15 protein-coding genes are annotated in these 12,782 nt (G+C 69.5%); 3 read left to right on the top strand and 12 right to left on the bottom strand.

All coding sequences use genetic code 11. The annotated features are described in order from the left end of the window. Positions 1 to 17 precede the first annotated feature (17 nt). Positions 18 to 1,031, top strand: coding sequence for an ABC transporter substrate-binding protein (locus ACFQU4_RS23780; RefSeq protein WP_377496675.1), 1,014 nt, complete (start codon positions 18 to 20; stop codon positions 1,029 to 1,031). On the opposite strand, the gene ACFQU4_RS23775 is transcribed toward ACFQU4_RS23780, so the two are convergent. Further along, complete coding sequence (locus ACFQU4_RS23775; protein WP_377496673.1) at positions 1,032 to 2,435, bottom strand: sulfatase; 1,404 nt, start codon at positions 2,433 to 2,435, stop codon at positions 1,032 to 1,034. A gap of 42 nt (positions 2,436 to 2,477) precedes the next feature. Here ACFQU4_RS23775 and ACFQU4_RS23770 point away from each other — a divergent pair, with 42 nt between their 5' ends. Further along, on the top strand, positions 2,478 to 3,056 hold the full coding sequence (locus ACFQU4_RS23770; RefSeq protein ID WP_377496671.1) for a DinB family protein: 579 nt from the start codon (positions 2,478 to 2,480) through the stop codon (positions 3,054 to 3,056). On the opposite strand, the gene ACFQU4_RS23765 is transcribed toward ACFQU4_RS23770, so the two are convergent. The 5 genes from ACFQU4_RS23765 to ACFQU4_RS23745 all read right to left on the bottom strand — a co-directional run bounded on the left by ACFQU4_RS23765 (position 3,049) and on the right by ACFQU4_RS23745 (position 6,773). Next, positions 3,049 to 3,465, bottom strand: a complete 417-nt coding sequence (locus ACFQU4_RS23765) for an RNHCP domain-containing protein (RefSeq protein ID WP_377496669.1) — start codon at positions 3,463 to 3,465, stop codon at positions 3,049 to 3,051. The genes ACFQU4_RS23770 and ACFQU4_RS23765 overlap by 8 nt on opposite strands. A 120-nt stretch (positions 3,466 to 3,585) precedes the next feature. Continuing rightward, a complete protein-coding gene (locus ACFQU4_RS23760; protein WP_377496667.1) occupies positions 3,586 to 4,755 on the bottom strand; it encodes a serine hydrolase domain-containing protein in 1,170 nt (389 codons plus the stop codon). Positions 4,756 to 4,791: 36 nt separating this feature from the next. Then, entirely contained in the window at positions 4,792 to 6,060 is a 1,269-nt protein-coding gene (locus ACFQU4_RS23755) for an RNA polymerase sigma factor (protein WP_377496665.1), read from the bottom strand. Further along, positions 6,057 to 6,443: a YciI family protein gene (locus ACFQU4_RS23750; protein WP_377496663.1), complete on the bottom strand. Its 387-nt coding sequence runs from the start codon at positions 6,441 to 6,443 to the stop codon at positions 6,057 to 6,059. Before ACFQU4_RS23750 ends, ACFQU4_RS23755 begins: the two co-directional genes overlap by 4 nt. 6 nt (positions 6,444 to 6,449) lie before the next feature. Beyond that, complete coding sequence (locus tag ACFQU4_RS23745; protein WP_377496661.1) at positions 6,450 to 6,773, bottom strand: hypothetical protein; 324 nt, start codon at positions 6,771 to 6,773, stop codon at positions 6,450 to 6,452. 85 nt (positions 6,774 to 6,858) lie between these two features. Between ACFQU4_RS23745 and ACFQU4_RS23740 the strand changes: the two genes are divergently transcribed. After that, on the top strand, positions 6,859 to 7,419 hold the full coding sequence (locus ACFQU4_RS23740) for a TetR/AcrR family transcriptional regulator (protein WP_377496659.1): 561 nt from the start codon (positions 6,859 to 6,861) through the stop codon (positions 7,417 to 7,419). Here ACFQU4_RS23740 and ACFQU4_RS23735 read toward each other — a convergent pair. The 6 genes from ACFQU4_RS23735 to ACFQU4_RS23710 are packed head-to-tail and all read right to left on the bottom strand — an operon-like array spanning position 7,416 to position 12,781. Further along, positions 7,416 to 8,237, bottom strand: a complete 822-nt coding sequence (locus tag ACFQU4_RS23735) for an LLM class flavin-dependent oxidoreductase (protein ID WP_377496657.1) — start codon at positions 8,235 to 8,237, stop codon at positions 7,416 to 7,418. The genes ACFQU4_RS23740 and ACFQU4_RS23735 overlap by 4 nt on opposite strands. 10 nt (positions 8,238 to 8,247) lie before the next feature. Next, a complete protein-coding gene (locus ACFQU4_RS23730) occupies positions 8,248 to 8,769 on the bottom strand; it encodes a cupin domain-containing protein (RefSeq protein WP_377496655.1) in 522 nt (173 codons plus the stop codon). 49 nt (positions 8,770 to 8,818) lie between these two features. Further along, complete coding sequence (locus ACFQU4_RS23725; RefSeq protein WP_377496653.1) at positions 8,819 to 9,862, bottom strand: ABC transporter ATP-binding protein; 1,044 nt, start codon at positions 9,860 to 9,862, stop codon at positions 8,819 to 8,821. Continuing rightward, a complete protein-coding gene (locus ACFQU4_RS23720) occupies positions 9,852 to 10,856 on the bottom strand; it encodes an ABC transporter ATP-binding protein (RefSeq protein WP_377496651.1) in 1,005 nt (334 codons plus the stop codon). The genes ACFQU4_RS23725 and ACFQU4_RS23720 overlap by 11 nt, the downstream gene beginning before the upstream one ends. Beyond that, positions 10,853 to 11,770: an ABC transporter permease gene (locus ACFQU4_RS23715; RefSeq protein ID WP_377496649.1), complete on the bottom strand. Its 918-nt coding sequence runs from the start codon at positions 11,768 to 11,770 to the stop codon at positions 10,853 to 10,855. Before ACFQU4_RS23715 ends, ACFQU4_RS23720 begins: the two co-directional genes overlap by 4 nt. Before the next feature lie 3 nt (positions 11,771 to 11,773). Continuing rightward, positions 11,774 to 12,781 carry an ABC transporter permease gene (locus ACFQU4_RS23710; RefSeq protein WP_377496647.1) on the bottom strand — a complete coding sequence of 336 codons (1,008 nt, stop codon included), beginning with the start codon at positions 12,779 to 12,781 and terminating at the stop codon, positions 11,774 to 11,776. Position 12,782: the final 1 nt, after the last annotated feature.

The raw sequence follows: 12,782 nt of genomic DNA, 5'->3' as shown, positions 1-12,782 counted from the left end.
ACCGTACGATTAGTTATGTGAGCCTTACCTACGCAGGATTCTCGCGGCGCCGGGCCCTCGGCCTGATCGCGGCCGCAGCCGCCGTCCCCGCGATCGCCGGCTGCCAGTCGGTCGCCCCGGACACCCCGGGCGGCTCCGGCGCGCCCGCCGCGGCCGGCTTCCCGGTCACCATCGAGCACGCCCGCGGCAGCACCACGATCGAGGCGCCGCCGACCAAGATCGTCACCGTCGGCTTCACCGATCACGAGTTCTTCCTGGCCCTCGGTGTGCAGCCGGTCGGGGTCCGGGCCTGGTTCGGCGAGGAGATCGACCACACCTGGCCCTGGATCAAGCCGGCCTGGGGCGACACCAAGGTGACCTACATCGGCACCCAGGACCTGCAGTACGAGAAGATCGCGGAGCTGGCGCCGGACGTGATCGTCGGCCTGTACGCGGAGCTCGAGGAGGACGTCTACACCCGGCTGAGCGCGATCGCGCCGACCGTCGCCGAGGACGCGGACAGCGCGCCGTACACGACCGACCGGGCGGTCATGTTCCGCAACGCGGCCAAGATCATCGGCAAGGCGGCCGAGGCCGACCGGATCCTGGTCAGCCTGGACGAGCGGTTCGCCACCGTACGCAAGGATCATCCGGAGTTCGCCGACCAGACCGCGGCCGTGGTGGATCCGGGGCAGCAGACCTTCTACGCGTTCGGCAAGGACGATCCGCGCGGCCGGTTCCTGAGTGATCTCGGGTACGCGACGCCGGACGAGATGAACAAGATCATCGGCGACAAGTTCGGCGCCGAGATCTCACCGGAACGCGTCGACGTGCTCGACCTGGACCGGCTACTGCTGCTGGCCGACGCGGAGACGCGGACCTGGCTCGCCGGCAACAAGCTGTATCAGGGGCTCGCGGTCGCCAAGGAGAAGCGCGCGCTGGAGATCCCCTACTACGAGGAACCGTTCGCCGGCGCGGCGATGGCGTACAACACGCCGCTCAGCGTCCCGTACGCGCTGGACAATCTGGTCCCGCAGCTCGCCGGCAGTTGATCAGGGCAGGCCGGCGACCAGGTCGCGGTCGTCGACCTCGAGCTGGCGTTGCCGGAGCTGGCCGACCAGTTCCTTGGCCAGCGCGGCGTACTCGGGTGCGTGGTAGAGGTTGATCAACTCGGCGGCGTCGAGGTCCAGGTCGTACAGCTCGAACTCCGAGGCCCGGTAGCCGGTGCCGCCGGGCGCCGGCTCGAGGTAGCAGATCAACTTGTAGCGCTCGGTGCGGACGCCGAGATGGGCCGGCACGGCGTGCGGCTCGGACAGGTGTTCCCAGTAGCGGTAGTAGACGCAATCCTGCGGGTCCGCCGGCGGCCGGCCGGCCAGCGACTCGGTCAGGCTGTAGCCCTGCAGCCGCTCCGGCAGCGCAGCACCGGCCAGCTCCAGCAGCGTCGGCGCGAAGTCGAGGTTGGTGACCAGGTCGGCGCAGACGCTGCCCGGCGCGATCAGCGGCGGATAGCTGATCAGGAACGGCATCCGGAGCGACTGCTCGTACATCAGGCGCTTGTCGTACCAGCCGTGATCACCGAGGAAGAAGCCCTGGTCCGAGGTGTAGATGATCACGGTGTCGTCGGTCAGACCCTGTTCGTCGACCCAGTCCAGCACCCGTCCGACGTTGTCGTCGATCGAGGCGATGCAGCGCAGGTAGTCCTTGATGTAGCGCTGGTAGCGCCAGGACCGTTCCTGCTCCGGCGTCAGCCCCTCCGGGACCGGTTGCTTGAGATCCCGCTCGTTCAGGTCGGCCATGCTCATCTTCAGCCCGGCCAGCGCGGCGGCACGTCCCGCATGATCATCGGCGAACGTCTCCGGTTCCGGAATGTCCACGTCGTCGTACAGGTTTGCGTGCTTGGCGTCCGGGTCCCACGGCCGGTGCGGCGCCTTGTGGTTGATCATCATCAGGAACGGCTTCGCCGGATCCCGCCGATCAAGCCAGCCGAGCGACAGGTCGGTGATCACGTCGGTGACGTAGCCCGGATGCCGCTGTGCGCCGTCCGGCCCGATCAGTTCCGGGTCGTGGTAGTCGCCCTGGCCGGGCAGCACCCGCCAGTAGTCGAAGCCGGCCGGGTCGCTCTCCGGTCCGTGGCCGAGGTGCCACTTTCCGACCAAGGCCGTCTGGTAGCCGGCCTGCCGGAGGTCCTTCTGCACTTGCGGCCTGGTGTTGTCCAGGGTGTCGAACAGGGTCCGGACCCCGTTGACGTGGTTGTACTCGCCGGTCAGGATCGCAGCCCGGCTCGGCGTACAGATCGCGTTGGTGCAGAAGCAGTTGTCGAATCGCATCCCGGCGGCCGCGATCCGGTCCAGCTGCGGTGTCTGGTTGATCCGGCTGCCGTAGCTGCCGATCGCGTGGGCGGCATGATCATCACTCATGATCATGATCAGGTTCGGTCGACGCGCAGCGTGGTCCATGATCGCATGGTAGCCGTCGGTGCCGGGTGCGATGATCGGGGGATGACGACACAGCAGGGTCTCAAGGAGGCCATGCACGACTATCTGCGCGCCGCCCGGAAGACCGTGATGACCAAGATCGACGGGCTCGGTGAGTACGACCGGCGCCGGCCGCTGACGCCGAGCGGCACCAACCTGCTCGGCCTGGTCAAACACCTGGCCGGCCTCGAGTTCGGCTACCTCGGCACCACCTTCGGCCGGCCGCCGGAACAGCTCCTGCCCTGGATCGAGAACAAGGCGATCTGGGACGGCGCCGACATGTTCGCCACCCCGGACGAGTCGACCGACTACCTGCTCGGCTGCTATCGGGACGGCTGCGCGCACGCCGACGCCACGATCGAGGCGCTCGAGCTGGCCAGCCCTGGCTCGGTGCCGTGGTGGGAGGAAGGCCGGCGGGACACCACGCTCGGCGTGATCATGACCCGGATGATCTCCGAGACCAGCCAGCACGCCGGGCACGCCGACATCGTCCGGGAGCTGATCGACGGCACCGGCAGCCCGGACTCCGCCGACCAGGGCGACGCCGACTGGTGGCGCGAGTGGCACGGCAGGATCCAGGCCGCCGCCGACGCCTTCAGGTAGCCGACGCACCTCCCTGCCGCCGGGCCGTCTGGCCGTGGCGCGGCTTTCTCGGCTTGGCCGGAACTGGGCCGTCGGGCTCGGCGGCGAACGGGACGAACGGCATCGTCAGCGGAAGCGCGGCCAGCCGCATCAGCTGCAGGACGTTGTCGTCGCCGGCGGTCTTGTTGAGCCGGAGCCGGCCGCACTGGGTGCAGCGATGGATGAGCACCCAGCGACCCTCACCGCGGACGGTGACGGCGATCGGCTCCATCCCGCCGGAACAGTCGGCGGTGCGGTCGCCGGGAACGTTGCGATCCAGATGCCGCGACCACAGGCAGGCCGGGCAGTGATTGCGATGGGTGGTGCCGGGCGCGTCGAGGGAGACGTCTACGCCGCAGTGGCCACACCGGAACGAGCGTGCAAAGGGCAAGTCGAAGGACCTTTCGGGGCGAGTGTGCCGGACGAAACGGACATGGTTCTCGCCTCCCTTCAATGCGACGTCGTTTACTGCGACCCACCCCACCAGCCGCGCCGCGGCCGGGTCAACCGGTTATCCCCGGTAGAGGGCGTCGACGAGGTTGTTGATCCGCAGGTCGTTGCCCTCGAGGAGCTCCGACCCACGATTCGGTACGTACGCGAGGGTGAGCCCGCGGTCCGGGTCGGCCAGCGCGAACGAGCCTGTCGCGCCGCCGTGGCCGAGGCAGCCCGGGCTCGCGGCGGCCGGGAACAGCGGGCCGCCCGGCAGCATGAAGCCGAGGCCGAAGTCGCTGCGCAGCCGCAGCACCTGGTCCAGGCCGCTGGAGTGCGACCGGCGAACCTCGGCCAGCAGCTCCGGCTTGATCAACCGGACCCCGTCCACCTCGCCGATCAGAGCGGCATAGGTCCGGGCCAGCCCGGCGGCCGAGGCGACGCCGTCGGTGGACGGTGCCTCCACCTGGACGTAGCGCGGATCGTTGGCGGACTCCCAGCCGAACGCCATGCTGGCGTACATGGCCCGGAAGGTCAGCGACGACGGGTCGTTCAGGGCCTCGAACAGCGGCCGCAGCTCCGGCACGTCGGCGCCGAGCCGGACCGTCTCCGGATCGTCCGGCGTGATCATCTCCGCGAGCCGGGGCAGCTCGGCATCCGGCAGCCCGATGAAGCAGTCCAGCCCGAGCGGGCCGGCCAGCTCGTCGGCGAACCAGCGGCCGACGGTCCGGCCGGTGACCCGGAGCGTGATCGCGCTCAGCGCGTGCCCGATGGTGAGCCCGTGATAGCCGTGCGCCGTTCCCGGCGGCCACTCGGGCCGCGCGGCCGCGATGGCGTCCATGATCGGCGTACCGGCCACCTCGTCGTCGTAGGTGATCGGATGGTGCGCCAGGCTGACCACTCCGGACCGGTGCGCCAGCAGGTCCCGCAGCGTCACCGCGGCCTTGCCCTCCGCGGCGAACTCCGGCCAGGTGTCGGCGATCGGCCGGTCCAACTCCAGCACGCCGCGGTCGACCAGGGTCAGCACCGCGGTCGCCGCCAGCGTCTTGGTCACCGACGCGATGTTGGCCAGCGTGTCCGAGGTCCAGGGCCGCCGGCCCGCGGCGTCGGCCACGCCAGCCCACAGGTTCACCACCGGCTCGCCGTCGGCGTACACGCAGCAGCTCGCCCCGACCTCGCGGCCCTCGGCGAAATTCTGCTCGAAAGCCTCCCGCACCGCCGCAAAGCGCGGCTCGCACTCTCCGTTGATCATCGTCACCACTCTCCCTACCGACCGGTCGGTTGGGAACTACGGTAACACCTCGGCGCGCCGGGCGGCCAGGTAGGACCGGGCGGCCGGATCGGCGGCCAGGAAGATCGCCCGGTCGTACGCCTGAGCCGCGTCCTCGGCTCGGCCGAGCCGGACGCACAGGTCGGCCCGGACCGCATGATAGGGCTGAAACGCTTCCACAGCAGGAGTTTCGACCGCGAGCTGGTCAAGTTGATCAAGGCCCGATGCCGGCCCGTCGGTCCGCCCGACGACCGCGGCCAGGGCGACCCGGCCGCCCAGGCTCGGCGCCACCTGGACCAGCGCGGCGTAGAGCGTACGCAGCGCCGGCCAGTCGGTCTGGCTGGTGTGCCGCCGGGCACAGTGCACGGCCTGGATCGCCGCCTCCAGCTGGAACCGGCCGGGCGGCGAGGCCGCGGCCCGGCGCAGCCGGTCTTCCCCCTCGCTGATCATGGTCGCGTCCCAGCCGGCCGGATCCTGCTCCTCCAGCGGTACGTAGTCGGCGCTGCCGGCCGGCCGCCGGGCCTGGGCCAGCGTGATCAACGCGGCCAGGCCCCACGCCTCCGGCTCGTTCCCGAGCAGCTCGGCCAGGGTGACGGCGAGATACTGCGCCTCGCCGGCCAGCGACTCCGGCGCCGTGGCGGGCAGGTCGACCGCAGGCCAGGCGATCGCGTAGCAGGCGTACACCGCCTCCAGCACCGCCGGCAGCCGCTCCGCCAGCCGGCGCCGGTCCGGGACCGCGAACGGGATCCGCGCGTCCTTGATCCGTCGCTTGGCCCGGACCAGGCGCTGCGCCATCGTCGCCGCCGGCACGGCGAAGGCGCTGCCGATCTGGGCGGCCTCGAAGCCGAGCACCGTCTGCAGCATCAGCGGGGCCCGGACGGCCGGGTCGATCGCCGGGTGGGCGCAGACGAAGAGCAGTTCGAGCCGCTTCTCCCCCAGCGCCTCGGCATCGAACGCCGCCGGGTCCGGGCCCGCTCCCGGACCAAGATCAGCAACGGTCTCCTGATCACCCGAACCCGGCAGCGGGACGCTGGTCCGGTAGGCCGACGACTTCCACCGGTCCCGGAGCCGGTTCCGCGCGACCGTGAGCAGCCAGCCGTCCGGGTTGTCCGGCACCCCGTCGGCCGGCCAGCGGGTCAGCGCCTGTTCGAAGGCCGCCGCGAGGGCGTCCTCGGCGCCGGCCAGGTCACCGTTCGGCGCGGCGAGCAGCGCGACCAGCCGGCCGTAGGAGACCCGGGCGGCCCGGTCCGCCGCCGCGGCCGCGTCGGCGGTGGGGCCGTCGGTCACTGGTTGGGCGTCCAGGCCCCGTCGACCGTGTGGGTGGCGCCGGGACGGATCTCCACCGCACCCCAGTGGATCGCCGGAGCCTGCCGGCCCCACTCGATCGCGGCATCGAGGTCGGGGACGTCGATCACGAACGTGCCGCCGAGCTGTTCCTTGGTGTCGGCGAACGGTCCGTCCTGCACCCGGAGCGTGCCGTCCACGGCGGTCAGCGTGGTGGTGTTGTCGGAACGCTGCAACACCTCGGCGCCGATCAGGACTCCGGCGGCGTGCAGTGCCTCGGCGTACGCGCTGAACGCACGCTGGCCCTCGGCCCGGTCCTCGGCGCTGAGTTGTTCGTCGGTCGGTTCGGGATAGTGCAGCAGCAGGGTGTAACGCATGTCGGTCATCCTCTCTCAGTGGGTGGTGTAGTAGGCCAGTTCGGTATCGGCGGACCGGGAGACCACGTACTTCGGCGTCCCGACCAGGCTCTCGGCGAACGGGTTCGGTTCCGGGGTGGTGGTCCAGTGGCCGAGCAGGTGGTTGTAGGTGCGGTGGCCGAACAGCCAGGCGAAGCCAGCCGACCAGAAGTCGCCGAGGAATCCCTCCGGTTGCTCGCCGGCGTACGGGGCCGCCCAGCCGCCGTGCCGGAATCCTCCGCGCGGGTCCTCCTCCGGCCCGCCGGGCGCCTGCATGACGCCGTCGAGGGTGAGGTGCTGGAACACCGTGATGGTGGCCATCTCTGCCTCCCTGATCGTGGGTTGTCGCAGTGATGACGATCCGACCCGGCCCCGATCGACAGTTCGGCCGGTAAGGTTTCCGGCCGTGAGCCGTACCGCCGAATCGGGAACCCGGGACCGGATCCTGGCGACGGCGCGCGACCTGTTCGGCGCACACACCTACGGCGCGACGTCGATGCGGCAGGTCGCCGAGGGAGTCGGGATCACCAAGGCCTCGCTCTACCACCACTTCACCAGCAAGGCCGAGATCCTGGCCGAGTTGATCGACCCGCCGGTCTCGGAACTGGGCACGGCGATCGAGGCCGCCGAGCAGCTGACCAGCCTGGCGGCGCGGCAGCAGGCCCTGCTGGAGGGCTGCATCGACGCCATGCTGCGGCACCGGGAGACCATGGCGCTGCTGCTCAAGGACGCCTCCGTGTACGGCGATCAGACGCTGGACGCCATGGACCGGGTGGTCGGTTTCAGCCAGCGGGCCGTGGCCGTGCTGGCCGGTCCACGGCCGAACCGGCGCCAGCGGATCCGGGCGGCCCAGGCCTTCGCCGCCGCCACCGACCCGATCAGCCAGTTCGCCGACGTACCGGTCGAACTATTGCGCGCCGAGCTGCTCGCCGGTGCCCTCGCCGTCCTGAGCCACAACGCTCCCTAGCGCGGCGGTCCCTGGCGGACCCGTTCCAGCAGCGTGGCCGGGTCGTTCGGCGCCTCCCAGCGGGACTCGATCCACCAGGTCGCGCCGGCGTCGGCGAGCGGAGCCAGGTGTTCCGCCGCCCAGCCCGGGTCGTCGCCCGGCGAGACGCCTTCGATGATCACGTCCCGGGTCGAGGCGTCGCGGTCCCGAAGCCACCCGGTGATCTCGCCGAGGTCGGCCGGCGTCAACTGGCGGGTCACGTCGACCGACAGGGACGGCATGATGCCGTCCCAGCGGGCGGCCCGCGCCATCGACTTGGGTCGCGGCCAGGATGCGACCACCCAGATCGGGATCCGCGGCCGCTGCACCGGTCGCGGTTCGAACCGGAGACCGTCGACCCGGTAGTGCTTGCCGACGAAGTCGACCTGCTTCCCGGACCAGGCAAGATCGAGGATCGCCAGGGTCTCGTCCAGCAGCTCGGCCCGCTCCTTCCGGTCGACGGTCTCCGGGCTCACCTTGCTGAACCCACCGTCGTCGACGGCGCCCAGGCCGACCGGGATCACCAGACGACCACCGGACAGGTGATCGATCGTCAACGCCTCCCGCGCCACCTTCCACGGCCGGCGCCGGGACAGCGGAAAGACCATCGCCCCCAGCGTGACCCGCTCGGTCCGGACGGCGGCCGCGGCCAGAATGGTCCACGGGTCGTACATCTCCATCGAGCCGATCGCGATGCCGTCCCAGGCGAAGAACCCGTCCCAACCGGCGCGCTCCACCTCGACCGCAAGCTCGACCATCTGCCGCGCGCTGCCCGTACTCGCAATGAATCCGTACTTCATCCGCGCGACGCTAGCCGCCGGCACTGACAGAACGGCCGAGCAGCCGGCCGATCCCGCCCAGGCAGCCTACGAACAGCGATCCGAGCAGTGGCGAGTTGCCCAGCACCAGCCGGAAGGTGTCCCGGTGGCCGGCCGCGTGCGCGGCGAAGGCGAGCAGGTCGGGGCGGCTGCTTCCGGCCGCGGCCGCCGACTGTTGCAGCGCGGCCAGCCCGCGGAACCAGGACTCGGCCTGCAGCGCCGGGGTGCTCCACCAGTGCACCACGACCGGTTCGGCGCCGCCGTTCCACATCCGGTGCACGGTGCCGCGCGGGATGGCGAACCCCGCACCGGCCTCGTAGCTCTCGTTGGTCCCGCCGAGATCGACGCTGAGCCGTCCCTCGACGACCTCGAACCGTTCGTCGTGACCGGGATGGAAGTGCGCCGGCGGCGGGGACCCGTGCGGCTCGTACCGCGCCTCGAGTTCCAGGCAGTCGGGATCGCTGCGCCGGATCGTCACGGCCTCGTGCGCCCCGATCCTCAGAGTGTCGCCCATCTGAACCTCACTGTTCCGGTCGTCGCGTTCCGACCCTAGCCCGGAGGGTTCACGACGCCGAGGGCGACTCCGTCGCGAGCACCTGTCGGAACGCCTCGCCGCCGAGCGAGGGCCGGTCCCGGTAGAGATAGCAGGCGGCCACGTGGCCCGGATCGATCACGAAGTTCGGTGGCGGGGCGTCCAGGCAGTGCGCCTCGGCGGCCGGGCAGCGGTCCGCGAACCGGCAGCCCGGATGGTGCTCGGGCACCTCGAGCTCGGACGCCGCCGCCCGCTCGGAACCCCATGACTGCTTGGGATCCGGCCACGGGATGGAGTCGATCAAGAGCCGGGTGTACGGATGCTTCGGCGCGTCGATCACGGTCTCCACGGCACCCGCCTCGACGATGTTGCCGCGGTACATCACCAGGATGTGATCACTGACGTGGTAGGCCGTACCCAGGTCGTGGGTGATGTAGAGGATCGGGACGTTCAGCGTCCGGTTCACCGTGCGCAGGCTCTCCAGGATGGTGGCCCGCAGCGAGGCGTCGACCATCGACACCGGCTCGTCGGCGATGATCAACTTCGGCTTCAGCATCAGCGCCCGGGCGACGATCACCCGTTGCCGCTGGCCGCCGGACAGCTGGTGCGGATAGCGGCCCAGAGTCTCGTCCGGCCGCAGCCCGACCGCCTCCAGCGCGGTGATCATCAGCTCCTGCCGCTGCGCGTTGGACTTGGCCAGCTTGAACTTCTGGATCGGCACGGTCAGCACGTGATCGACCTTGTAGAACGGGTTGAACACCGAGAACGGGTCCTGGAACACGGCCTGCACCTCGCGCCGGAACTGGCCCAGCTCGGCGCCGCGCAGCTTGGCGATGTCGCGGCCCTGGAACCGGACCGTGCCCTCGGTGGGCGCGATGAAGCCGAGCAGCAGCGAGGCCAGCGTCGACTTGCCGCTGCCGCTCTCGCCGACCACCGAAACCACCTGCGGGGTGTCGCCGCGGATGGTCAGCGACACATGATCAAGAGCCACCGTCGACGTCTTGGACAGCATGCCGCCGCGATAGATCTTGGTCGCCCCCGCCAGTTCGACCAGCGGCGTTCGATCATCCGACATGGCTCTCCTCGGGCTGGTGCAGGTGGCACGCGACGAACCGCTCGCGTCCCTCGGCGGGCTCCCGCGGCCGGGACGTGACGCCGTAGGCCGGTTCCAGGTCGGCGCAGGGATCGAACGCCTTCGGGCAGCGCGGATGGAACAGGCAGCCGGACGGCATCGACCGCAGCGACGGCGGCAGGCCGGGGATGCCGCGGAAGGTGCCGCGGTCGGCCAGCTTGGGCAGGCTTTCGATCAACAGTTCCGTGTACGGATGCAGCGGATCGGCGAAGATCTCCTGGATCGGCGACAGCTCGGCCAGCTTCCCGGCGTACATCACCGCGAGCCGGTCCACGGTCTGCGCCATCAGCCCCATGTCGTGGCCGATCAAGATCACCGCGACACCGAGTTCCTCCTGCAGTTTGAGGATCGTGTCCATCACCTGGCGCTGCACCACCACGTCCAGCGCGGAGGTCGGCTCGTCCGCGATCACCACCTGCGGCTGCATGGCCACCGCGATGGCGATGCAGACCCGCTGCTTCATCCCGCCGGACAGCTCGTGCGGATACATCCGGCCCACCGCGCGGCGCAGCCCGACCGCCTCCAACGCGTCCCGGGCCAGCCCGAGCAACTGCCGCTTGTCCCGGCGCGCGCCGTGATCCTCCAGCGTGTCGATGATCTGGTTCTCGATCCGGGCCACCGGATTGAGCGAGTTCATCGCGCCCTGCGGGATCATGCTGATCTTGCTCGAGCGGAGTTGCCGGACCCGGCGCTCCGGCATCCCGATCAGGTCCTCGCCGTCCAGCAGCACCTGGCCGGAGATGGTGGTCGGCGGCCGGAGCAGCCGCATCAGGGCCAGCGCCATGGTCGACTTCCCGGAGCCGGATTCGCCCACCAGGCCGAGCTTCTCACCCGGCATCAGGTCGAACGAGATCCCGTTGACGGCGCTGACCGGCCCGTCGTCGGTGTAGTACTGCACCGCAAGATCACGAACGGACAGCGCCGGTTCCGTACTCACTGGGACCTCCGGGATCGCGGGTTGGCCCACTCGTCCAGGGCGAACGAGATGAGGAACAGCGACAAGATCAGGACCAGGATGATCGCGATCGGGATGCCCCACCACCACCAGAGGTTGCGCAGTAGCGCGGAGAACTTCTGCATCCAGAAGAACGTCATCCCCAGCGTCGGCTCCCGTTGCGAGCCCAGGCCGAGCAGCTCCAGGCCGAGCGCGCCGTAGACCGCCGCGATCAACGCCGAGACGAAGCCGGCCAGCAGGAACGGCGCCAGATTGGGCAGCAGTTCGCGGACGATGATCTCCGGTCCGCGCATCCCGGACAGCCGAGCCAGTCGCAGGAACTCCCTTTCCCGCAGCGAAAGCACCTGGGCCCGGATCGCCCTGGTCGGGCCCGGCCAGGCGAACGCGGCCAAGATCAACGCCATGCTCTCGATCGAGATGTACTGCTGCAGCAGCGAGGCGATCACGACCATCACCAGGAAGCTCGGGATGGTGAACATGACGTCGACCACCCAGCGGATCACGTTGTCCAACCAGCCGCCGTAGAACGCCGAGACGAGACCGAGGATGATGCCGATCCCCAGTCCGATCGCACCGGCCAGCAGACCGATCTGCAGGCTGAGCCGAGTCCCGACGACCATCACCGCGAACAGATCCCGGCCCTGCGCGTCGGTGCCGAACCAGTAGTCCAGCGACGGCGGCTTACTGGCCGGCCCAGCCAGCGGGTACGGATCCTTGAGCGGATCGATCAACAAGGTTCCGGCGGTGGACAGCAGCACCAGGGCAGCGAACATCGCCAGCCCCACCGTGAGCATCGGATGTCTGCCCAGATAGAGAAACAGGGCTCGCGCCCGACCGACTCGCCGGCGCGGTGCGAGGATCGGCTCGGCGCCGGCGCGGGTCGCTGTGACAGCCATCGATCATGCCTTCCCGTACCGGATCCGCGGGTCCAGCAGCGGATAGATCAGGTCCACGACCAGGGTGGCGATGCAGACCGCGAAGACCAAGATCATCGTAATTCCGTAGAGCAGGTTGTAGTCGAGCACCTGGATCGAGCTGTTGATCAACCCGCCGAGTCCCGGGTATCCGAACAAGGTCTCGACCAGGACCGTGGAGAAGATGAACGTGCCGAGGGACATCACCAGGCCAGTGACCTGCGGAAGCAGGGCGTTCCGGACCGCATACTGGAGGAAGATCCGGCGCGGCGTCAGCCCTTTGGCGTCGGCGAAGATGATGTAGTCCTCACCGGTGGTCATGACCATCAGACTGCGCATCTGCAGGGCCTGGTGGCCGAGCTGGAACAAGATCAGCGCGCAGGCGGGTAGGAATCCGTGCCGGACGATGTCGAGGATGAACTCGAGACTGAACTCCGGCGTAGCCGTCCGCGAATAGGCGCCGGCCAGTGGGAAGAGCTTCAGCTGGAAGGCGAAGACGTAGATCAACAGGAAGCCGAGCACGAACGCGGGAACCGCGCTGGTGAGCATCGACGTCGGCACGAAGAACCGCAGCCAGCGCGGCGACCGAGGCCAGCCGAGCAGCGCGCCGAGGATGGTGCCGATGACGAAGGAGATCAGGATCGAGATGATCCCGAGTCCGAGCGTCCACGGCATCGCGTCCATGATCACCGAGTTGACCGTCCGCGGATATTGCGTGATCGAGTAGCCGTAGTCGAAGCGAACAACCTTCAGCAGCGCGTTGACGTACTGCTGCCAGATCGGCGAATCCAGTCCGAACTCGCGGCGATACACCTCGATCATCTGCTGCAGACCGGATTCGTTGCGGCCGCCCTGGGTCGCCGCCTGCACCAGGCGTTCCATGATCGGATCGCGCGGACTGAGCTTCGGGATCAGGAAGTTGATCGTCGCCGCGGTCCACATCACGGTGATCAACAAGCCGATCCGCTTCACCAGATATTGCCAGGAATACACC

The sequence above is a fragment of the Microlunatus sp. GCM10028923 genome, from assembly GCF_042666975.1.
Lineage (GTDB): Bacteria > Actinomycetota > Actinomycetes > Propionibacteriales > Propionibacteriaceae > Microlunatus.
The sequence above is the reverse complement of the archived record's forward strand: the minus strand, read 5'-3'. Positions and strand labels throughout refer to the sequence as shown.